The organism is Paracoccus marcusii, assembly GCF_006151785.1.
Lineage (GTDB): Bacteria > Pseudomonadota > Alphaproteobacteria > Rhodobacterales > Rhodobacteraceae > Paracoccus > Paracoccus marcusii.
Window position 1 is genome coordinate 26,775 of the sequence record NZ_VDDD01000002.1, and the last position, 21,233, is coordinate 48,007.

A 21,233-nucleotide genomic window follows, 5' to 3' on the forward strand; every position below is an offset into this window, starting at 1 on the left:
CGCATCGATGCGATCACAACCTACCCCCCACCCAGTTCGCCACGATCAGCCCCGGCACGCTGTCCAACGCCCGGTCTGCATCCCGCGCCAGATCCAGCCGCTTCGGCAGCTTGACCTGTGGCACCAGCAGGAAGATCGGCGCAGTGACCTTTCCGCGCCCGGTCTTCGACCGCGACACCACCGCCTGGCCTTTCGTGTTCAGCCGCCCCTCGGCGACCAGCAGGCTGGGGCCCGTCCGGCGATAGACGAAACGCAGGCGGAGGCCGCGTCGCCGCTCCCATTCACCGGGGGTGATCCGGCCGCCGCGCAGGGATTTGCCCGCCGCGGGCAGCGGGATCGCCAGCCAGAACCCGTTCTTCGATCGGATCAGCGGCCCGGTGTCATGCGCACCGACGATTACCGGCGCCTTCGACCAGACCAGCGCCGCAGCCTCAAGGCTCTCGCCCGACCTCGGGAAGTTCTGGCTCCGGATCGAGTTGGCGAGCCGTGTACCAAGCCCCGCGCCGGTGATCTGCAACCGCCACGCCGTCTTCAGCCCAGTCCCGGCCTCGCGAATGGCGGCGGTGACGGCCCGTTCACCCGCCGCGACCTCGGCCGCCATCATCGCGACGATGTCGGGATCGATGTCGAGCTTCAGTTTCACGCGGGCCTCAGGTCGACGGTCCAGACCAGCCGCTCGCGGTCGCGGACCGGCTCGCCCTGTATGAGGAAGGCGTCGCCGTCGATCTCGATGCGGTCGCCGGGACGCGGGTTCGCCACCTCGGCCACGCGCAGGTCGATCCGGGTGGTTTCGGACCAGAGCCGCGCGTCGCCGAAGTCGGTGACCGCGTCGGCGCGACGGGCGACGGCACGCACCAGCACGGGTGTACCGCCGTCGGCGATGTAGACCGCGTCCCGGCCGATGTTCGGATCGGCGAAGAGCGCGCCGATGGCGGCGGCGAAGGCCGACATCAGAACGTCGCGTTCAGGCGCACCCGGCCGATGGTGTCGCCGGCGCCGCTCGCCACCGCCTCGACGGCCGCGCCGATGAGGGTGTTGTCGGTCGCGACGGTCGTGGTGCGCTTGTTGGTGTCGTCCCAATAGACCTTGGCGCCAACCGTCCACGCCTGGGAGCCGACCTTGGTGATGTCGAACACGCCGACGAGCGCGGTCTCGACGGGCTCGCCAATGGCGGCGGCACCCGCGGCGATGCCGAAGATGGAGCCGACGAGCAGGCCATCGCCGGAGGCGACGGCATAGGGCGCGGTCAGGGTGATGGTGTTGCCGGGCTGGACGTAGGTTTTCATGATGGGGATCCTCGTGGAAAGACGAAGGGCGGCCCGTCAGGACCGCCCGTGTGTCAGGGTTCAGGAAGCGCGCCTTACGCGCCCGGGTTCTTGTAGAGGCCGCGCCAGTCGATGGCCTTGGCTCCGAAGTCGAGGCGGCACTTGATCTCGACCCCGTCGACGTCGAAGCCGTTGCGCGTCTCGATATAGGCGCCCTGCTGGCCCTCGAGATAGGCGTACTCGATGGTGTCGATCTGGTTCGGGCTGGCCGCCAGATACCAGGCGGTCTCGCTGGCGGCGTCGAGCCGGGGCTCGCTGATCGGCGCCAGCGTCCTGATCGACTGCGGCACCACGCTGGACGTCGCGGCGGGCACGAGGTTCTGGGCCACCAGCTGTTCGGCTTTCAGTTCCAGTGAGGCCGGCACGATCAGGAAGGCAGGCCGGACGTTCAGCACCGTCTTCTTGTCGAGGCCGGTCTGCTTGGCCATCGCCGCGCGCGCCGCTCCGACGCTGCTGACATCGAGCGCCGCGCCGGTGCCTGCCAGGTTCTTGTGGGTGGTGTGGAAGAGCGCATTGCCGTCGGCCATCGCCGGGTTGGCGGTGATGATGCCCCAGACCACGTCCGACTCCAGCTGGGCGATGGAGTTGCCGTACATCGCCGGGATGCGGGTGAAGGCGTCGAGATCGTCGTTGATCAGCGTCTGACGGGTGATGGCGACCACCCGGCCATAGGTCTTGACCTTGTAGCTCTCCTTGCTCTCGCCCAGCGTGCCGCGCTTGAACTCGCCGCTTTCGCCGACCTCGAGCAGCTGCGGGGCTTCGCCGAGCTGGACGCGATGCATCGCCTTGAAGTCGGTCGCCAGCACCTGGCGACAGAACAGCATGAAGGTGCGGGGATAGGCCTCGTAGGCCTGCCGCAGCGTCTTGTTGGTGACGGCCGACAGGATCTCGGGGAAGTCCGAGGTCGAGTGCAGCGCGCGCGTCGCCACCTCGTCACGCGACAGGCCGCGCGTGTTGACCCCGGCATTGCCGAGGCTTTCGCGGGCGAGCTCCAGCAGCGTCATGCCGCGATACTGGCGCGCGGCGTCCTCGAGCTGGAACAGCGTTGGGCTGTAGCGGTGCAGCAGTGCGTTCGCCACCGCGTCACGGCGGGTGATGCACTCGTCTCGGCCGCCGAGCGGGACGGAGACATGGGGGAAGTTCCGGGTCTCGTCGGATTTCGCGGCGACCTGGTCGAGGATCAGTCGGCGGGACTCGTCGATGCTGACGCCGCGCTTGACCAGATCCTCGGCGAAGCCGCGCTCGAGGTTCAGCCGCCCGGCCAGATCGTAAATGGTGGAGACGCGGTCGCGCTCGGCCTCGCGGGCGCGGGTGGCGACCACTTCGGTATCGGGCGCGGGAGTTACCTGCGTCTTCTGGCTGCGCGTCTCGCTGGCCGCGACCTTCGGGTCGGGCGCAGCCGGTTTCGGCTCGGTCATGGGGGTGTCCTCGGTATCATTCGGCTCGGTCGGCTGGGTGTTGGCGGGGGTTGCGGCGTCGCTCGCCGGGGTCTGGGTCGTGTCCGTCATCGGGATCGGTCCTTTCGTGGTGGAAGGGGCGTCCCGGCGGTGGAGGACGCAGTCGTGAAGGGGGTGCTGGGCGCGGAAGCCCGCTGCTGGGTCGGCTCCGACCGCGACGGCGGAGACCTCGAAGGGCGTCCAGTCCACCGCGCGCCAGAGCTCGCGGGCGCCATCAGGCTTCGAGATATCAAACCGGTGGACCTGGTAGCCGATGGAGACGGCGCGGATGTGCCCCGCCTGGATGTCGCGCCAGATCGGCTCGACATCGGCACGCTCGCTGATCCGGACCAAGGCGATGCCGCGACCGTTCTCGATCCGGGCCGAGCCCGGCACGACCGAGCCGATCACCGCGTCGAGCGTGTCGAGCTCGTGCACCTTCAGGAACGGCGCGCCCGCGTTCAGCCGGTCGAGCCGGACATGGGCCGGGTCGAGGCTGAGTTCCTCGTCATAAGGCTCGCCGAAGAAGGTGGCACGGCGGACGCGAGCCCCGGCCGACCAGACCACCTCGACGGTGCGGTTGTCGGCATCGGCCGTGTTCGGCGCAAGCTCCGCCGACCGGCGCATGGCCGGCAGTTCGATCATCGTGTCCATGAAGGTCAGTCCTGTTGGTCGGCCTGCGCCGGGTCTGTATCCGCGTCGGCGGAGGGGTCGTCGGCGTCTGGTTCGTCGGCGGCCGGATCGTTCGCCGGATCGCTGGCCCCGTCTTTGGATTGTGCGCTGCCGGTCTTGGTGACGCGGCGAGGGTCGCTGTCGAGGACCAACCCCAGCGCGTCGAGCTTGGCGTTGGTCGCCGCGATCTCGGCCAGCACGGCGTCGGGGTTGCGGCCCTGCCGGGCGATCACCTCGGCCAGCGTCATGGTGCCCGAGCGGATGGACAGCAGGTTCGCCATCGCGTCCTTCTGCGGATCGACCGCCTCGAACTTCGGCGGCGACCATTCCACAGGCACGATCGGCGACGGGATCTGCCCCGCCGCCCATGCGGCTTCCGTGAACCACCGCCACACCGGGGCGCAGAACATCGGGATGAACAGCTGCCATTGGACGGCGTCGATCTGGCGGCGGAACTCCACGAGACCCGCCCGGATCGAGGAGTAGTTCACTTGGGACAGGTCCCCCGTCAGCAGCTCGTAGGGCACGCGGAAGCCTGCCGAGATCGTGTGCAGGCTCGCGCGCTTGTATTCGCCGTAGCCGCCCGTCGCCGAGGGCTGGTTGAAGCGGATGTCCTTGCCGCCGCGGGCATAGGCGATCAGCCCCGGCTCGAACTGTTCCACCCGGTTGCCGTCGGCATCGACCACGGAGGGCGCGATGCCCTGTTGCGCCTCGTCGTCGCCGAAGACGATGGCGGTGACGCAGGCCTCGGTCTTCTTGCGAACCAGTTCGGCCACTTCATAGTCGTCGAGATCACGCAACGACCGGATCACCGGCGCGCCCCAGGGGACGCCGCGCGCTTGCGTGCGCTGCTTCTCGTAGACATGGGCGATCTCGGTCGCGGGGACCGGGCGGCTCTGCAACCCGTTCTGCAAGGCCCCGTAGGCGTCGCCCGGATGCTCGGCATGCAGCCAGTAAGCCCGGCGCTTCCCGACCGGGTCGAACTCGATCCCCTGCACGAGGCGCCCTGCGCCGAGGGCTCCGGACTTGGTGGCGTCGAGGAAGTCGGCTTCCAGCACCTGCAATTGCAGCGGCACCGGCAGGCCGTCGCTCGCGCGCCGCAGGCGGCGGCGCACCAGAACCTCGCCCGCCTCGACCATCTCCCGGCAGATCAGCGTCTGCAGGCCATAGAAGTCAAGCTGGCCATCGGCGTCGCAGTCCGCCGTCCAGCGTTCGAAGAGCGCATCGACCTTCCGGTCCAGCTTGTCGTCGCCGCTAGCGGCGCGGGGCATGATGCCCGCGCCGATGATGTTGTTGACCAGCACCGCCACGGCCTTGGCCGCATGCGGGTTGTTGCGCACCAGATCGCGCATGCGGTCGCGCAGCAGCGCCCCGGCGACGCCGATTTCGGTGTCGGCCGAGGATCCCGGCGCGCGCCAGCCGTCCGTCCGTCGCCCGCGCGCCGCGCCGTCATAGCCACGCGTCAGCGTCTCGAATGCCTGACGCGCCATCACGCGCCGAGCCGCCATGCGCGGCGCCACCGTGGCGATGGCGTGGTCGAACCAGGTCGCCGACATCAGCGATCCCCGCGCGAGAAGCCAGCGAGCCCCGCCACGGGCAGCGGGCGGCTGAAGCCCGCGATGGCGCGCTCGATGGTCCGGATGCGGGCGAGCAGATCCTCGGCCGAGCCGTAATCCACCGACTTGCCATCATAGCTGACGCGCGTCGTGCCGCTGGCATAGGCCCGGCGCAGCGCCGAAAGCTCGGTTTCCGTCCAGTCGATCATGTTCAGAACCATCCCTCCCGCCGCCCGAGCCAGTCGGAGCGGCGCTTGCCCTGCGGGGCCTGTCCCGGCCGGTTGATCTGCCCGGCGGGATCGGTGTCGGTGGGGGCGGCCCCGAGCTGATCCTCGAGGTCGCGCCATTTCTCGTCGGGCCAGCGGTCCGCGCCCGCGATCCAGGCGGCTGCGCGGGCGTAGACCCGGCAATCCAGCGCCTCGTTGCGCTCGCGCAGCTTCTGCCATTCCAGCCGGGCGAAGCCGCGCTTGGTGCGCACCGTCACCAGCTGCTCGGCCACGAACTGCTTCAGCCATTCGTTCTCGACCCAGTGCGGCAGGTGCACCGAGCCGGGCGGGAACGCCGCCCCGTCGGCCATCTCCTCCTCGGTCGGGCGTGCCAGCCGCAGGAAGCGGTAGGTTTCGGCCTTGAAGGTCGAGACCGCCACGGTCCAGAGCCGCGCCCCGCGCCGCAGGCGTTTGCCGCCCTCGGTCGCGTCGACAAAGGTCGGCCCCGACACCGGGCTCGAGCGGTTGAACCCCTCGACGCCCTTGACCGGCGACACCTGCGCGAAGCCTTGCGCCCGCGACCAGGAATAGACCGCCGGGGCCTCGTAGCCGGTGTCGATGGCGAGCCGCGCGATCCTGAGATGCGCGCGGCGTTCATGCGGCCAGGACCTGTCCAGCAGCGCGGTCAGCTCCGACCAGGCGTCGTGCCGGTCGGGCCCGCCCTCGATGACGACGTGATCGACGAGCCAGCTTTCCAAGCCGCGACCCCAGGCCCAGACATCGACCTCGATCCGGTCCTTCTGCACGTCGGCTCCGGCTGTCAGGAACAACCCGCCTGCTGGCACCGTGCCGGATTTCCAGCGTTCGCGCCGGTCGTAGAGCCGCTGCCAGTCGGGCGCTTCCCCGGTCTCGACCCATGTCTCGCCGAGGATCGTGTTGCGGAACGCCTTGATCGCCTCGTCCGACCCTTGGGCTGCTTCCCATGACCGCACGATCCGCTCCCAGCTCAGCCAGCCGATCGGCGAATAGAGCGCCGAAAGGTGATACCCGACCGTGGTCGGATCGGCGGCCGTGGCGGTCGCCCGCCATTCGCCGCCCTCCAGCATCGCCGTCTTGTGGTGTTCCGCGATTGCCGCGTCGCAGCCCTCGCAGTGATACTCGGCCGTCTCCGGGCGGCCCTTTTGCCAGCGCAGCCGGTCGAACTTCAGCCATTGTGCGTGGCCGCATTGTGGGCACGGCACGAAGAACCGACGCTGGTCGCTGGCCTCGTACTCGCGCTCGATGCGCGACAGCCCCCGGATCGTGGGCGTCGAGACCAGCAGCACCTTGCGCCGGTGGGCGAAGGTCAGGGAGCGCGCCTCGGCGAGCGTGACCGGATCGCCTTCCTCGTCGGCCGAGGCGGGATAGGCGTCGACCTCGTCGAGGAAGATGTAGCGCGCCGGGGTGGACCGAAGCCCGACCGCCGAGTTCGCGCCCGTCATGATCAGGATGCCGCCCGCGAACTCCTTCGAGAGCATCGTGTTGCCCGCATCGCGGGATCGCGCGGGCTTCACCCGCTCCCGCAGCTCTGGGCTTTCATCGATCAGCGGGTCGATGCGCTGGCGCGAGTTGCGCTTGGCCAGTTCCACGGTCGGCTGGACCGCCAGCATCGGACCCGGCGCCTGGTGGATCGCGAACCCGATCCAGTTGTTGCCCGCCTCGGTCGCGCCGACCTGCGCCGCCTTCATGAACACGATCCGCTGCGTGGGATCCCCCGGCGACAGCCGGTCCATGATCTCGCGCATGTAGGGCGTGCGCACGGTGCGATACCGCCCCGGTTCGGCTGAAGCCCGCCCCGAGAGCATCCGGTGCCGGTCCGCCCATTCCGAAACGGTCAGGTCCGGGTCGGGCCGCAACCCGTTGCCCCAGGCGCGGAGGATCTCGCCCGCGCCGTCGAAGTCGATCAGGCCATCATCGTCACCGGAAGTCGGGCCGGACCTCGGCGAGTTCGTCGAGGTGGGCGCGTACATGTTTCTCCAGGACCTTCTGCATCGCGGCTGGCTCCACGGTGATCTGCTGGCCGGTCACGTCGGCGCACGAGGCTGACAGTTCGGCCGCCATCAGCGCCGCCGCGCGTGCAGGCCAGTTCACCCACGCGTCCCGTTCCTCCCGCGCCAGCCGGAACACCAGCGCCAGCGCGCGGGCCCGCTCGATCAACTCCCCCTTCAGCTTCTGGAGCCGGATGCGCCGCTCCTGCGCTTTCAGCACCTCGTTCGCGGTCTTCGCCTGCAGGAAGGTCGTGCCGCCGCCGACGGCCGGGACTGCCAGCCCCTGTTCACGCAGCGTGTCGCCAACAGCGGCCACGGCCGCCTCGGGGACGGGCTTCAGCTTCGGCGTGGGCGGCTTGCGGGTCTTGGACGGGTCGGTCGTCTCGGCACGTCTGGCGTCGCTGGCGGCCGCGTTGATGCTGCCGTCGGGATAGAGGACCAGCCGCTCGGCGGCCTTGGCCTTCTGGATCGCGCCCCGCGACAGCCCGACATGCGCGGCGTACTGGCGCTCGCTCATGCCCTGCATCGACGGCTCCGATTATCTATCGAAATCATGTTCTTATCGAGTTGATAAGCAGCGCGACCGGAGCGAACGTCCGTTCAGAAGGACGATGCAACTCACCAAGGAGCCATCACGATGACCACGCGCCTGAACCCGATCACCACCCCGCGCCACGAACTCCGCGCCGAGAAGGCGCGCCGGAATAAGGAAGCCGCGCTCGCGGCCTTCATCGGCAAGAAGGCCGAGATCGACGAGATGCTCGCCCGGCTGCAGACGCTGAGCGACGACCACTTCAACGCCCACCCCGACGAGATCAACTGGGGCCATGTCGGCACCCTCGAACACTACGCCAGCCTCCTGAAGCGCATCACCGACAGCGCCTTCGGCGAGGGCGAGCACGCCCGCTGATCTCCGGCACTGCCGGAACTCCCGCCGCGCGCCCTGCGCGGCTCGGGGTCGTAGGAGGCGCCGCATGACGCGGGCCCGAATACGGAGACGATCCCATGACCAAGCTTTCTGACACCCAAGCCATCATCCTCAGCGCCGCCGCACAGCGCGAGGACCGCATCGCACTGCCGCTGCCCGAGAGCCTGCGCGGCGGCGCCGCTGCCAAGGTGGTCGGCGCGATGCTCGCGAAGAACTTCCTGCAGGAGGTCGACGCCGACACGCGCAAGGGCGAGCTTATGTGGCGCGAGACCGGAGACGGCCACGGCGTCACGCTGGTTGCCACCGACGCGGGCCTTGCCGCCATCGGGATCGAGACCGAGGACGCGAACCCCGCGCCTGCGGGCGCGACGGACGCGCCTACCGAGGAGGCCGCGCCGGACACCCCCACCGTAGCCGAAACCGCGCCCAAGACGCGCACACCGCGCGAGGGCACCAAGCAGGCCACGCTGATCGCCATGCTGCGCGCACCGGACGGCGCGACCATCGAGGAGATCATGGCCGCGACGGGCTGGCAGTCGCACACGGTGCGCGGCGCGATGGCGGGGGCGCTGAAGAAGAAGCTCGGGCTCGAGGTGACCTCGGAGAAGGTCGAGGATCGGGGGCGCGTGTACAAACTCCCCGCCGCCTGACGCGCCGGACCCCGACAAGCTGATGACCGCCGTCCCTACGGGGCGGCGGTCGATCATTTGGCGCTCCGCATCCGGGTCGCCTCGAACACCCGCCGCAAGGCGAAGGAACGGGCGATCGAGACGACGGTGAAAATGGCGCCCATCTTCAGGTTCTGCGCCAGCGTCGTGTGCAGCCCGAAGATCGGGAAGATCAGGATCTGCGTCACGACCGCGACGCCGTAGCCGACGATCACGTTGGCGACGGACTCGACCAGCGACATGAGGCGGGTCTGCTTCATGCCGCTGCCTCATCCATCGGCCAGCAGTTCAGCCGCGAGAGTTCGCAGCGCATGCGCCGCAACCAAGGGGACCACGCCGTTGCCACAGAGGCGAAGCCGGTCCACCCGGTGGGCCAACCCATCAGTGCCTCGACGAACAGCGGGTTCAAGGTCCGGCGCGGCTCGGAGGTATCGCTCCCAGCCATCGGCGTCACCAGGACCTGGCGGCCAAGCAGGCCGTTCACCGGCCTGTTCGCGAGTGTCGTCGCCCCGTCCTTGTGATCCCGCGCCGTCGGCGTCATCCACAATCCCACCGCATGGGTCAGATCGGCCGTCTTGCGGTTGCCCGCGCTCGGCTTGCAGCCGTCGTTCGCCATCGGCGTCGGCCAGTCCCGCGCCATGCGGTCCAGACCCTTCTCGTCTCGTCGTTCGCCGCCCCGGCTGCGGAAACTGTCGGTCTGCGGCGTGGGCCACATCGCAGCCGTGGTCGCCAGGTTCATGCCGTGCTGGCCCGCTTTCTGCGACGGCGTCGGTATTGTCTGCCTGTTCTCGTTGGCGCTGGCCCTTGGCGTCGGCCAGAGCCGCAGCAGTTCCGTCCGGTTCCCGCCACTCGACCGGGTGCCAGAGCAGGCGCGCGGGGTCGGCCAGCTCGTCCCCTTCGCGGATGGCGAGGATGAAGAGCCGCTCGCGCTTGTGGGGCGCGCCGACTTCCGCCGCCGTGAAGAGGCCTGCCGCAAGGCGGTAGCCCATGCCGACCAGTCCTGCGGCGACTTCGGGGAAGCCGAGGCGGAGATGATGGGCGACATTCTCGAGGAAGACGAAGGGCGGTTCGACCTCGCCGATGATGCGGGCGACATGCGGCCAGAGGTGGCGCGGGTCGTCCGTACCCCTGCGTTTGCCCGCGACGGAGAACGGCTGGCACGGATAGCCCGCAGTGACGATGTCCACCGCGCCGCGCCACGGGCGGCCGTCGAAAGTTGCAACATCGTCCCAGACAACAGCCTGATCCAGGGACGCGTCTTCCATCCGCGCCACGAGAGTGGCTGCGGCGAAGGTTTCCCGTTCGACATGGCCCACAGTTCGATATCCGGGGATGGCGATGGTGAGCCCGAGGTCGATACCGCCCGCGCCGGAGCAGAGGGAGAGGCCGAACAGACATGCGTCTCCGGCTCCGGAAGCGTCTCCGGAGGAAGGTAGAGCCAGGTCATGCATGTCACGCGGCGGTCTGGCGCTTTCGCGCGGGTTCGGGTTCGGCGTCCGTGTCCGGCGTATCGGTGACGTCGCCCAGCCGCTCCGCCTTCACCTGCGCGAAGGTCCGGCCGTCGCCGTCGAGGATCGCGTCCTTGTCGGTTTCGGCCTGCCAACGCTCCACGGCGACATCGACATACGCCGCGCTGATCTCCATTGCGAAGACGCGGCGGCCATTGGCCTCGCCCGCCATGATCTGCGACCCGGAGCCGGAGAACGGCTCATAGCAGAGGCCGCCCCGCGCCACATGCTGGCGCATCGGGATCCCGAAGGCGTCGAGCGGCTTCGGCGTCGGATGGTCAGGCCGGTCATCCTTGGCGAAGCTGGGAAGCGCCCATGTCGATGGCAGCGTTTCCTCGGCCACCTTCGGCGGGCGGTTCGGGCGACGCCAGCCCATGAAACAGGGCTCGTGCTTCCAGAGGTAATGCGACCGGGTCAGGACGCCCCGGTCTTTCACCCAGATGATTTGCTGATGCACAAAGGCGCCTGCCTTCTCCCAGCAGGCTTCCAGCATCGCCTGGCGGCGCGAGGCGTGCCAGCAGTACCAGGCAGCATCCTCGGCGATGGCTTCCGCCACGGCTGCAGCGATGAACCCGTCATAGAGTTCCGCGCCCTGCGAACTGTCGTCCCAAGTCGTGCCGTAGGACGCCGACCAGTCCTTGTTGCGGGTCGGATGGTTCGAGCCGTCGTAGTCGACGAGATACGGTGGATCGGTCGCGAAAAGGATCGCGCGCTCACCGTTCATCAGGCGGCGCACATCGGCCGCGCTGGTGCTGTCGCCGCAGAGCAGCCGGTGATCGCCGAGGATCCAGAGATCGCCCGTCCGCGACGCCGGATTGCGTGGGGGTTCGGGGATGGTCACCGGCGGCACGGAGCCCCCGGCGCCCTCTTCCTCGCCGCCACCGTCGAGATCGAAGGCCAGCAGCTTGTCGAGTTCGCCATCGGAAAACCCGACCAGCGACAGGTCGAAGTCTTCGGCCAGCAGGTCGTTCAGTTCCGCCGACAGCAGCGCCTCGTCCCAGGTGCCGAGTTCCGTCAGCTTGTTGTCCGCAATCCGGTACGCCCGGCGCTGCGCTTCGGTCAGGTGCCCGAGCACGATCACCGGCGCCTCGGTCAGCCCGAGCTGCGTCGCGGCCAGCACGCGCCCGTGGCCTGCTATCAGTTCGCCGTCCTCGCCGACGAGGCAGGGCACGGTCCAGCCGAACTCGGCCATGCTGGCGGCGATCTTCGCGACCTGATCCGCGCCATGCGCCTTCGCGTTCTTCGCGTAGGGCTGGAGGCGCGACAGCGGCCACGTCTCGATCGCGTCCGGGGCGAAGCTCAACGTCATGATGGGCACGGTTCCTCGGTCGGGTGGATGCCGGTGGCTTCCGGACTCCGGATGCCGGGCCGGACTCCACACGGGGTCCAGCGGCCACCAGCGGTGTCCGGTCGGAAGGCCAGCGTTCATTGGTGTTTGCGCGGGGCGCGCGTGGCTCCGGCTTCCGGGTGGCTTCCCAAAAATCCGGCCCTGTCGCTGGCGATGTTCCGCGCTTCGCCCGCCAGCATACGAATGTCGCCAGGAAGGAACCAAGAACTCAGTGGGTTAGCCCATCGGACCCTGGCTGGACCCTTCGCTGGACCCCGGAAGCCAGCGGCGCGGCGTCTGCCTGCGCGCTCCTCTCCCGAGCATATTGGTTTTCTAACGGCCTCGACGAAATGTGTAAGGCCCTGCGATGTACACCCGAAAATTTCCTCAGAGGACGATTTTTCTTGACAGCCGATTGGCGTTTTCGATGACGAACTGCTGTGACCGCCGGGGCGACGGCACGCGACCGTTCAGCCGCCAAGTGATCACCGCCAGACCGTATTGCCAGCGCTTGGTCGCCGCCGTGCGCGAGAGGCCGAACTGCCAGCAGATCGGCTTCCACGCCATTCCGTCGGCGCGGGCCCAGACCAGGCGCCCATCCTCGGGCTCGAGCCAGCGCAGCCAGAGCATCGCCTCCTCGGCCTGCGTGATCTGACGCGGGCTGGGCCTCGGGCGACGCATCTGCGGCTCCTGGCCGACCTTGTCGGCGAAGCTGTGGAAATACTCGGGCCATGCGTTGAAGAAGCCCTGCGGCATTACGCCCGGCATTTGCCGCATCACGCCCGCCGCAAGTTCCAGCCGATCCTGCACCTGCGCTGTGGTCCACTCACCCATGACGCGCCTCCCGTTCCCGCTTGCCGTAGAGCCGCTCGCCGAGCTGGCGGACCAGCTCGCGCTCGGGCCAGGTCAGGCGGTCGTCGTCGACGGCGACGGCCAGCAGGCCCTGTTCCTTCCAGCCGTCGCGCTTGACCTCGTCGGGGTTGCGGCGGTGACCGCCGTAGCCCTTGGGCGTGAACCGCATGCCACTCATTGCACACCTCCCCGGGTCTCCAGCGCCCAGAGCAGGATCGCGATGGCGTCGGCCTCGTTGTCGTCGGCGGGCGAGAAGCCGCGCGCCCGCGCGGCCGCCATCATGGCGTCCTTGTTCGCGTTTCCCTTGCCGGTGGCGTGGCGTTTGATGGTGCCGACCGGCACGCCCTCGTAGGGAATGCCGCGCAGTTCGGCCCATGCCGTCAGCGTGGCCATCAGCCCGCCATAGACATGGGCGGCATCGGTCGCGGCATGGCGGCGGACCTCTTCGAACCAGATGGCGGCGACGGGCCCGGACAGCCGGTCGATCTCGGTGAGCCAGTTGGTGAACCGCAGATACCGCATGCCGCCACCATCGAACCGGCCGGGGCGGAACGACGCCGTGCCGGAGGTGATCAGCCCGTCGATGCCGTGCAGCGCCCATCCCGTTGCGGTGCCGAGGTCGAGCGCCAGCATCACCCGGTTGGCGTGGACGACGGGCCGCAGATCGGGGATTGCCGCGCGGCTGGAGGTGGCGAGAGTCAGGTCAGCCATGGGTGGTCTCCTCTTCAGGTTGGCTGCTCGGGGGGAAGACGACGGTGGTCTGGTGCGTGGGCAGGTCGGGGCCGCCGTCGTCGGATCGGAATGTGCAAGGAGCGTCGGAGCCCGCGCGCGGATACCCTCGACGTATGGGAGGGGAGGCCAAACCTGCCGGTTGGCCTCCCCATACGTAGTATGGGGGCTTGCCCACTCGTCTCATGTTTTGGCTGCAAGCCTCTGTTCCCGTTAATTTTTCATGGCTCAGAGGATGAGGCGGGTCGATGAGAAAGGCCTTTCTCATCCTCATCACCAACCCATTGATTTCATTGGGCCATGAGGACGGGATGAGAATGAGGAAGACCGCGCTCATGATGAGGAAGTCAGTCATGGGCCTCCTCCGGATAGACCCAGACGGAGGGGTTCTCGACCTCGCGCGCGCGGCCGGAATGGGGGCATTTGTAGTGCGTCGGCAGCACCGCGACGCCCTCGGCAAGGACCTCTCCGGTGTCCGTGTCGATCACGGGATCGCGGCCGAAGCGCATGTCCCTGATCACGAGATATCCGAAATGCGATTGCGTCCCGGCGTACCCGTGCTTCGTGAAACTTCGGCGGAACTTGATCAGGCCCTTGGTGGCGAGCACCGACAGCCGCTCTCGGATGCTGTAGCGCCCGCCGAGATCGTGCTGGTTCTCGAAGGCCTCCGCGAACTGCGTGGCGGTGTAGAGCCGACCCTCGGCCGCCTCGTCGAAGATCATCCCCAGGACGACCTGGTTTTTCCGATCCCGCTCGGCATCATGCCTGGCGCCGATGTCCTGGCGCACGAGGCGCTCGTTCATCGGGTTGATCTCGACCCATTGGCCGCGCACCTTGTCGATCAGCTTCGAGGCCAGCGCGGGACCGTTGCGCAGCTCGATCTCCAGCTTGCGCTCTGACGCGTCCTCGTCGGGGCGGTGCAGGATCAGCCCGGAAGTGTAGAAGCCCCGCAGGGCGCTGGCGCCCGAAAGCGCGAGGAACGGATCCTCCTTCACTTGGTGCTTGCTGAGCTTCTTGGTGTGATGGACCAGGATGACCCCGCAGTCCGGGTCGATGTGGTCGCGCAGAACCTCGACCCGCTCCTTGAGGAAGAACATCACGGCGGTGTTGTCGTTCTCGCCACCGCCGTCAGGTCCGCCGTCGAAGAGGTTCCGGATCGGGTCGACGCAGAGGATGTCGGGCGGCGCGTCCGGGAATGCCGTCCGGATCGCACGGGCAACCCGCACGCTGCCCTCGTTGTCGAGCAGCATTTTCAGCTTGGGTGTGGCGACGAAGGTGTCGCGCGCGGCGGCAAGCACGTCGGGCGGCAGGGCGATCTGCTTCAGCCGCTCGCGCAGATAGTGATACTGGATCTCGGCCTGCAGGTAGAAGATCCGCAGCGGCCGTGGCGGCGTGAAGCCGAGGAAGGGCACACCGGCGGCCATGTGGACAAGCCAGGAGATCAGCAGGTCGCTCTTGCCGACCTTGGGCGCACCGCCCAGCACCAGCAGTCCGCCCGGCGTCAGCACCCTTGGCGCGATGATGTCCTCCGGCATCGGGCTCTGATCGTCCAGCAGCGCGCCCAGCGTGAAGGCGGGCATCTCGACCGGTCCCGGTGCGCCGGAGTCCAGCCGGATCAGCGGCGGGCCGTATTTCTCGACATGCCGTTCCCAGAGCCGCTCGGACTCCCGCTTCAGCCGCTCGACCGGCCACTGGGGCCGCAGCATCGCGGCGTTGTAGCCGCAGATGCCGATCCAGCCCTCGTCCTTTGTCATCCGGCCCTCGTGGACCATGCGGATGAAGTGCCCGATCGCGGCGGAGGCGCCCTCGAAGCGGGACCAGTCGTCCTGCGCCCCCTCCCGCACCGGCATGACCAGCACCTCGTCCAGGATGGGCTTGTCGGGATGGGTGAACGCGGGCTGCAGGGACACGCCCGCCGCGGGCGGCATGTCGGTGACGGCTTCGATGAATTCGGCCAGATCGCGTTCGCGGTCGGCGTTCAGTTCGACGATCCGCACCTGCGTCTTGAGGTTGTTCTTGTAGTAGACCGAGCCCGCCACGCGGATCGGCTGATGGGCGGAGCGGAAATGCATGTCGCCGCCGACCTTTGCGGCGATGTCGCCGCGCAGACGGCAGACGCGCGCTATGTCGTCACCATCGGCGGGTTCGGTCAGCGCCCACCAGACGTGGCACTTGCGCTGCCCTTCGGCCGTCACGCCGCCGCTTTCCACCACCATGCTGGGACCGCCAAGGTGGCGCTCGAGGTGCGCGCGCTTGGCGGCGATGTCACCTGTGTCGAGATCGACCACCACCGTCTGCATCTGCAGGATATCGGTGGCCTTGGCCTGGCCGGGCGCGGCCACGGTGCCGGGGATCACATAGACCGCCGCTCCCTCGCGTGAGGCCCATGTCGCGAAGGTCGCCATCTTCTCGGGGGCGGAATGATCCGCTTCCAGCCAGATGTTGTGGGGGCGGCCATCGATGCCCTGACCCTTGTCGATGAAGCTGCGGACAGGGATCAGACCGTCGCAATACCCGAAGACGACCTGCATGAATTGCGCGATCTGCGCAGGGTCGGGCTCGTCGCCGAAGACGTCGATCTGCGGCGCGGCATCGTTGAAGTCGCGCCACGGGTTGAAATGGACGATGTTTTCCTTGGGCTCGTCGGGCGTGGTGTCGTCGCGCATGGCTGGCTCCTGGTCGGGATCGGATGGCTCGGTGGGCTCGTCGGTCATGCCGCCAGGCTCCAGCACCGCTCGGCATGGGCGCAGAACCGGCATTCGAAGAAGTCGCGGCTGGCGGCGACGCGCGGCAGCAGTTCGCCCGCGTCGGTGGCCTGCAGGATCCGCACCGCGCGATCGGACATGCGCTGAGCCAGATCGGCATCGAAGGCGACCTGCTCGTGATGCAGTTCGGCCGTGTCCTTGTTGACCGCCGTGAACAGTGCCGGGGCCGAGGAAATGCCCGGCACCGAGGGCTCCATGTAAGCCTGGTAGATCGCGATCTGGGCGGCATAGACGGGCTTGGAAACGGCAACCCCGTCCTTCACGCATGCCCGCCAGTTCTTCGCGTTCATCGTCTTGCATTCCCAGAGCGCCGGAGTGCGAAGACCGAGCGCGGCCGGGGCTGCGGCGATAACCCCGTCGACATGGCCACGAATGCGGCCGCCCGCGACGGAGAAGCCGAACTGATCCCCATCGGGCCGATTGCCCCTGCGGGTGTAGAGGTCGAGCCCCGCCGCCCGCAGCCAGCGGATCGCCAGATTCTCGAGCTGGTGACCGATTTCGAAGATCCGCAGCGTCTGCCCGCCGAAGTCCGCACTCTCGTCCTTGGGCGCGCCTGCGAACTCGAACTGCAGCGCGCGTTCGCAGGCATGTCCCAGACGGGACGCGCCGAGATAGGTCCGGGGCGGTGTGGCCTCCCACTCGGCGATCAGCGCGGCGTCGACCAGCGCGTTGATCCGCTCGGCCATGGAGGGGCGCGGGTTGAAATCCAGCATCAAAACGGCACCTCGCTCCCGGCAGCGATGCGCGACATCTCGGCGCCATAGCCCTCCAGCACCTCCTCAATCAGGGCGGTGACATCGGTTTCGGTGAGATCGCGCAGCCGCTTGTCCCAGCCGATCAGCTCCATCGTCTGGCCCAGCCGCTTCATCACCAGTGCAATGGCGAGGCGTTCTTCATCGGTCGTTCCCTGCATGGTCAGTCCTTTCCGGTGGCGAGCCGCGAAGAACGCCTGGCAGTGCATCGAGCAGAACCAGCGGTGTTCGCGAGGGCGGGGTTTGTAGGGGTTGAAGAAGCCGAAGCCGCGCGCGGGGCGCAGACAGACGGCGCAAGGCTTGAGGCGCGGGTGCCAGAGCCGAATACGCTCCGGGCGATACGCAGGCGCTGCGGGCGGGGATGGGACTTGCGCGACATGATTCACGCCGCCCTCCGCTCGGGCTCGGCCGCCGTGACGAGGCGCCGGATGTCGCGCTTGTTGAACTGGAACGAGATCAGCGCGGAGGCGCGATGGCGCGTCAGGCCGTAATCGCGCCGGATTTCGGGCGGCAGGCAGTTCAGCTGCTTCTCCGTCGCGTCCTGCTTCAGCCAGCCCTTCGACTTGAAGGCGCTCTCGTCAGTCTCATGGGTGTTCAGCCAGTCGTCGGCCTGCGCGAGACAGACGATGCGCTCGCCTACGCTCAGGAGCCGCGTCGCCTTGCCCTTGGCGCCCCCGACCGCGTGCCAGCGGCCCTCGAGGAAGAACACGCCGCCCCAGGCGTGAAAGCCGTTGGCCATCAGCGCCGCGTCGTCGCCGAACAGGTCCACCCACGCGAAACTCGATCGCTCGAGAAGATCGAGCTCGGTCATGACGAAGCTGTCGATTGGCTCCGCGCCTTCGCGCGGCAGCTCGCACCCGCAGATCGGGCATTCGGTGACGGCGATCGGGATCTCGGCCTTGCATTCGGGGCAGAGTTTCGTGGGGGCTTCCCCCGCAGTCGGAACGCGCCCGTCGAGATCGACATCCTGTTCCAGCGTGCCGTGGATCAGGCTCGACGTCCCGAAATCCAGCACGACGCAGTCGGTCTTCACGATGCCGGGGTGTTCCTCGGGATCGACGGTGCGCAGCCCGCGCCCGACCATCTGGATCATGGTGGACTTGTAGGAACTGGGGCGCAGCAGCACGACGCAGGAGGTGGGCGGATGGTCCCAGCCCTCGGTCAGCACCGCGACGTTGACGACGACGCGGATGTCGCCCGCGGCGTAGTCGGCGAGGATCGCCTTGCGGTTCTCGGCCGCCAGATCGCCGTGGATCAGCGCGGCGGAAACGCCCGCTGCCCTGAACGCGTCGGTGACGTGTTCGGCGTGCGCGACGGTGGAGCAGAACACCACGGTCTGCCGGTCGCCCGCCTTTTCCTTCCAGTGGCGGATCACCTCCTCAGTGACGGGGGCGCGGTCCATGATGCCCGCGACCTCCGCCATGTCGAAATCCGACATGGTCTTGCGGACGGACCGCAGTTCGTCCTGCACGCCCACGTCGATGACGAAGGTGCGCGGCGGCACGAGATGGCCCGAGGCGATCAGTTCGCCCAGACGCACCTGGTCGGCGACATTGTCGAAGACCTCGCGCAGGCCCTTCCGGTCGCCGCGGTTCGGCGTCGCCGTGACCCCGAAGATGCGTGCGTCGGGATTGGCCTCGCGCACCCGATCGATGATGCGGCGGTAGCTGTCGGCGACCGCATGGTGCGCCTCGTCCACGACCAGCAGGTCGAGGCGCGGCATGTCCGCGAGGTTCGAGGCCCGCGCCAGCGTCGGCACCATGGCGAAGGCGACCTGGCCGCCCCAGGACTTCTCCGTGGCGTCGATCACCGAGGTAGCGACGCCCGGCACCACGCGCTGGAACTTGGCGCGGTTCTGCGCGGTCAGTTCGTCGCGATGGGCCAGCACGCAGGCCTTGGCCCCCATATTTTTTGACATGGCGCCGATCATCTCGCCGGTAACCGCCGAGAGCATGATGGTCTTGCCCGCACCGGTGGGCGCCACGCCCAGCGTGTTGCCGCGGGAAGCGAGCGCAGCCACGCTGCGCTCGACGAAGGTCTTCTGGCGGGGGCGCAGGCGCATGGCCGGTCTCCCCCTTACTGCGCCCAGCTCGGCCGACCGGCGAACCCGGGGGCGGACGCAGGCTGGCTGGGCTGATGTGCGGGTGCCGCATGGGTGGTCTGCTGCGGGGCATGCCCGGCCAGACCGTGTCCGCCGAACTGCAGCGGCGCCGTCCCCATGACCTGCGCGTAATCACGATGGTCAGGCGTGACCGCGCTGCGGATCTCGTTCTTGTCGTCGCCGCTGGCGTCGGTGCCGATGTCGATGCGGGCGATGAACTCGATCCCGTCGAGATCGGCGAAGCCGTTGATGCGCCGCGCCGCCTGCGCCTCGGCCGACATGTCCTTGTCGGAAATCCCGAGGGCCGAGTTCAGCATGCCGCGCACGAGGCTGCGGCCCATGTTCGCCCAGTCCGGCCCCTTGGGGCTGTAGAGCCCGATCAGGGTGAAGATCTTGCGCCGGGCGTACTGGCCCTCGGTCACCGTGAACTCGCCGTTCAGATAGACAGCACCCGTCGAGCCGCGCGTGGCATAGCCGCCGGTCCAGCCTTGCGAGTCGTCGTCGAAACCGCCCGGTCGGATGGTCAGGCGCACTTTGGCCAGCGTGCCCTTGGGGATCAGGTTGGTGTTGCTCTGCGCGTCGTTGAAATCGTTCCAGGAACCCATGGGGAACCTCCTTTTCTGATCAGGATTGCGGTTGGGATTGGACGTCGGCCGCCGGATCGGCGGGTGGCGGGGTGTAGGTCAGGCGCTTGGGCGCTGGTGCGACGGGAGCGCGGATCTTCGTCATCAGGCGGCCGAGGTGAGGCTCCTCGACCTGATCCAGACGCCCTGAGCGGTCCTTGGCCGGAAAGCCCCAGGGGTTGATCGTCTGGCAGATGAAGGCGCGATAGGGATCGCCGTCGGCTTTCAGCTCCGCCATGGTGATCACCTCGTCGACGATCCCCGGCAGCTCCAACCCGGTCTTCGAGCCGTCGATCTGCGGCTGGAACACCTTGCGGTTGAAGTCGTCGAGCTTCTCGTCGAGGATCCCGACGAACCAGACGTTCTTCGCCCGCGTGTGCTGGAGATGCGTGAGCCAGCCGATCATTTCGCGGCCATGGAGGCCGTAGGCCCCGCGCACATCCGGCTTGCCGGTCTTCTCCGACAGCGCCTCGGGCTGGCCCTTGCACCAGCCGAAGCACAGCCGACCCGCCACGGTGATCGAGTCCACGAAGATCGTGTCGTAGCGGTCGAGTGCGGCCGGATCGCCGAAGCGGTCGCAGACTGCCTTGTAATGTGCTGGGCTGTAGGGCTGCTCGTCGCGCAGCGCAGGGTTGGGCCCGCCGATGAACACCGCGAAATCCCGGCATTCCGTCCAGGTTCGCGGCCGGATGCTGTCGCCCGCCCAGCCCTCGATGGCGAGATCGCCCGCCTCGAGATCCATGAACAGGGTCGTCGACGCGTTCAGGGTCCAGAGGAGCGAGGTCTTCCCGATGCCAGACTTGCCGAAGATGCAGCCCTTGATCCCACGCGGCTCCGCCAGCCGCTGGTCGGCGCTGATGATCGGGAGGCTCATTGATCGCCCCCCTGCGGGACGATCTCGATCTTCAGCGTGCCGGGCCGGACGGTGCGCGCGGACTCGAAACCGGCACGGATCGCATCGGGCCAGGCGGCGTATTTGCGCTCGGGCACCTTGAACGCGATGTCGACATACTGGCCGGGATCGTCCCCGGCGGCGCGGATGCGCTCGACCATGGCGGCGAGGCGATCCTGATCCCAATCGACCCGTTTCGGCAGGTCCGCGACCACGGTGAAATCGCCGTCGTCGAAGCGGATCGTGCCGGTGTCCTTGCCCGCCGCCTGCCGTTCCTCGGCGGCGCGGGTGGCGTAGCGGACCGTCAGCGCGCCATCGAGGCGGGCCTTCGCGGCCTTGTCCCGCTTGATGCGCTCGTCGACGTCGCGCTGCAGGATGGCCAGCAGTTCGACGGGCAGCTGGGCGATGTCCTGCAAGCCGAGGCCCGGCAGGTCGTCGACGGTGGGGGTGTTCGCGGGGAACGGCATGTAAGGGTCTCCATGATCGGCAAAAAGGAATTGGAAGGCGGTCATCACGCGGCCTCCTGCTCGGCGAGCAGAAGCGCGGACAGCGACACGGCTGCGGCCTTCGGTTTGGGGCGGGCGACGGCGATGTAGGCGAACTGGTCGGGGCCCGTGCGCTCCTGCACCAGGTGCACGAGGCCCTGTTCGGCGGCCCAGAAGGCGCGCGACCCGAGCCGGGCCAATTCCGCGCGCTGTTGATCCGGGAGCCGGGCGAACATCGGGAAGATGTCGAGGACCAGAAAGCCGCGATGGTATTCCAGCCGGTCGCCCGGCACGGCCTGCGCCACCCAGGCGCAGAACTCGATCTCGGTAAGCGGTCGGCGGGCGCGGACCGTGATGAAGGGGGTGGTGCCCATGAACATG

The 21,233-nt window shown here is 68.3% G+C and carries 24 protein-coding genes and 1 pseudogene; 2 read left to right on the top strand and 23 right to left on the bottom strand.

Annotated features, from left to right (window positions below; all coding sequences use genetic code 11):
• Positions 1-13: 13 nt before the first annotated feature.
• The 8 genes from FHD68_RS00645 to FHD68_RS00680 form a co-directional block, all read right to left on the bottom strand.
• Positions 14-643, bottom strand: a complete 630-nt coding sequence (locus tag FHD68_RS00645; RefSeq protein WP_062563545.1) for a DUF6441 family protein — start codon at positions 641-643, stop codon at positions 14-16.
• Complete coding sequence (locus FHD68_RS00650) at positions 640-951, bottom strand: head-tail joining protein (protein WP_062563544.1); 312 nt, start codon at positions 949-951, stop codon at positions 640-642. The genes FHD68_RS00645 and FHD68_RS00650 overlap by 4 nt, the downstream gene beginning before the upstream one ends.
• Positions 951-1,286, bottom strand: coding sequence for a DUF2190 family protein (locus FHD68_RS00655; protein WP_062563543.1), 336 nt, complete (start codon positions 1,284-1,286; stop codon positions 951-953). Before FHD68_RS00655 ends, FHD68_RS00650 begins: the two co-directional genes overlap by 1 nt.
• Before the next feature lie 74 nt (positions 1,287-1,360).
• Positions 1,361-3,415: a prohead protease/major capsid protein fusion protein gene (locus FHD68_RS00660; RefSeq protein WP_127898516.1), complete on the bottom strand. Its 2,055-nt coding sequence runs from the start codon at positions 3,413-3,415 to the stop codon at positions 1,361-1,363.
• Between the two features lie 5 nt (positions 3,416-3,420).
• Positions 3,421-4,989: a phage portal protein gene (locus tag FHD68_RS00665; RefSeq protein ID WP_127898515.1), complete on the bottom strand. Its 1,569-nt coding sequence runs from the start codon at positions 4,987-4,989 to the stop codon at positions 3,421-3,423.
• Positions 4,989-5,210, bottom strand: a complete 222-nt coding sequence (locus FHD68_RS00670) for a phage head-tail joining protein (protein WP_221288083.1) — start codon at positions 5,208-5,210, stop codon at positions 4,989-4,991. Before FHD68_RS00670 ends, FHD68_RS00665 begins: the two co-directional genes overlap by 1 nt.
• Complete coding sequence (locus tag FHD68_RS00675) at positions 5,201-7,204, bottom strand: phage terminase large subunit family protein (RefSeq protein WP_083548831.1); 2,004 nt, start codon at positions 7,202-7,204, stop codon at positions 5,201-5,203. Before FHD68_RS00675 ends, FHD68_RS00670 begins: the two co-directional genes overlap by 10 nt.
• Positions 7,152-7,748, bottom strand: a complete 597-nt coding sequence (locus tag FHD68_RS00680) for a hypothetical protein (protein ID WP_028720223.1) — start codon at positions 7,746-7,748, stop codon at positions 7,152-7,154. The genes FHD68_RS00675 and FHD68_RS00680 overlap by 53 nt, the downstream gene beginning before the upstream one ends.
• A gap of 111 nt (positions 7,749-7,859) precedes the next feature.
• Here FHD68_RS00680 and FHD68_RS00685 point away from each other — a divergent pair, with 111 nt between their 5' ends.
• Together FHD68_RS00685 and FHD68_RS00690 are read left to right on the top strand one after the other, a co-directional pair.
• A complete protein-coding gene (locus FHD68_RS00685; protein ID WP_028720222.1) occupies positions 7,860-8,132 on the top strand; it encodes a hypothetical protein in 273 nt (90 codons plus the stop codon).
• 95 nt (positions 8,133-8,227) lie between these two features.
• A complete protein-coding gene (locus tag FHD68_RS00690; RefSeq protein WP_028720221.1) occupies positions 8,228-8,800 on the top strand; it encodes a DUF3489 domain-containing protein in 573 nt (190 codons plus the stop codon).
• A gap of 53 nt (positions 8,801-8,853) precedes the next feature.
• Here FHD68_RS00690 and FHD68_RS00695 read toward each other — a convergent pair whose 3' ends face one another.
• From FHD68_RS00695 to FHD68_RS00760, 15 genes and pseudogenes are all read right to left on the bottom strand, one after another.
• Positions 8,854-9,078, bottom strand: a complete 225-nt coding sequence (locus FHD68_RS00695; RefSeq protein ID WP_127898514.1) for a DUF7220 family protein — start codon at positions 9,076-9,078, stop codon at positions 8,854-8,856.
• The gene (locus FHD68_RS19450; protein ID WP_244297729.1) at positions 9,075-9,557 is read right to left on the bottom strand and encodes a hypothetical protein; all 483 of its coding nucleotides are present in this window, start codon (positions 9,555-9,557) and stop codon (positions 9,075-9,077) included. The genes FHD68_RS00695 and FHD68_RS19450 overlap by 4 nt, the downstream gene beginning before the upstream one ends.
• 202 nt (positions 9,558-9,759) lie before the next feature.
• A pseudogene (locus FHD68_RS19455) lies at positions 9,760-10,269 on the bottom strand (DNA cytosine methyltransferase); the annotation flags it as partial.
• A gap of 1 nt (position 10,270) precedes the next feature.
• Positions 10,271-11,635: a site-specific DNA-methyltransferase gene (locus FHD68_RS00705; protein WP_093359550.1), complete on the bottom strand. Its 1,365-nt coding sequence runs from the start codon at positions 11,633-11,635 to the stop codon at positions 10,271-10,273.
• Positions 11,636-12,040: 405 nt separating this feature from the next.
• Positions 12,041-12,487 carry a DUF6362 family protein gene (locus tag FHD68_RS00710; protein WP_023851473.1) on the bottom strand — a complete coding sequence of 149 codons (447 nt, stop codon included), beginning with the start codon at positions 12,485-12,487 and terminating at the stop codon, positions 12,041-12,043.
• The gene (locus FHD68_RS00715; protein WP_167550348.1) at positions 12,480-12,674 is read right to left on the bottom strand and encodes a hypothetical protein; all 195 of its coding nucleotides are present in this window, start codon (positions 12,672-12,674) and stop codon (positions 12,480-12,482) included. The genes FHD68_RS00710 and FHD68_RS00715 overlap by 8 nt, the downstream gene beginning before the upstream one ends.
• Positions 12,675-12,679: 5 nt before the next feature.
• A complete protein-coding gene (locus tag FHD68_RS00720) occupies positions 12,680-13,216 on the bottom strand; it encodes a hypothetical protein (RefSeq protein WP_139084976.1) in 537 nt (178 codons plus the stop codon).
• Between the two features lie 365 nt (positions 13,217-13,581).
• Positions 13,582-15,948: an AAA family ATPase gene (locus FHD68_RS00725; RefSeq protein ID WP_139084978.1), complete on the bottom strand. Its 2,367-nt coding sequence runs from the start codon at positions 15,946-15,948 to the stop codon at positions 13,582-13,584.
• Entirely contained in the window at positions 15,945-16,712 is a 768-nt protein-coding gene (locus FHD68_RS00730) for a hypothetical protein (RefSeq protein ID WP_139084980.1), read from the bottom strand. The genes FHD68_RS00725 and FHD68_RS00730 overlap by 4 nt, the downstream gene beginning before the upstream one ends.
• Entirely contained in the window at positions 16,712-16,912 is a 201-nt protein-coding gene (locus FHD68_RS00735) for a DUF6511 domain-containing protein (protein ID WP_139084982.1), read from the bottom strand. Before FHD68_RS00735 ends, FHD68_RS00730 begins: the two co-directional genes overlap by 1 nt.
• Before the next feature lie 221 nt (positions 16,913-17,133).
• Complete coding sequence (locus tag FHD68_RS00740) at positions 17,134-18,813, bottom strand: DEAD/DEAH box helicase (RefSeq protein WP_139084984.1); 1,680 nt, start codon at positions 18,811-18,813, stop codon at positions 17,134-17,136.
• A gap of 14 nt (positions 18,814-18,827) precedes the next feature.
• Complete coding sequence (locus tag FHD68_RS00745; RefSeq protein ID WP_139084988.1) at positions 18,828-19,457, bottom strand: hypothetical protein; 630 nt, start codon at positions 19,455-19,457, stop codon at positions 18,828-18,830.
• A 19-nt stretch (positions 19,458-19,476) separates the two neighbouring features.
• On the bottom strand, positions 19,477-20,349 hold the full coding sequence (locus tag FHD68_RS00750) for an ATP-binding protein (protein WP_139084992.1): 873 nt from the start codon (positions 20,347-20,349) through the stop codon (positions 19,477-19,479).
• Entirely contained in the window at positions 20,346-20,879 is a 534-nt protein-coding gene (locus FHD68_RS00755) for a hypothetical protein (protein ID WP_208863729.1), read from the bottom strand. The genes FHD68_RS00750 and FHD68_RS00755 overlap by 4 nt, the downstream gene beginning before the upstream one ends.
• Complete coding sequence (locus FHD68_RS00760) at positions 20,879-21,232, bottom strand: hypothetical protein (protein WP_185961871.1); 354 nt, start codon at positions 21,230-21,232, stop codon at positions 20,879-20,881. The genes FHD68_RS00755 and FHD68_RS00760 overlap by 1 nt, the downstream gene beginning before the upstream one ends.
• Between the last annotated feature and the right edge of the window lies 1 nt (position 21,233).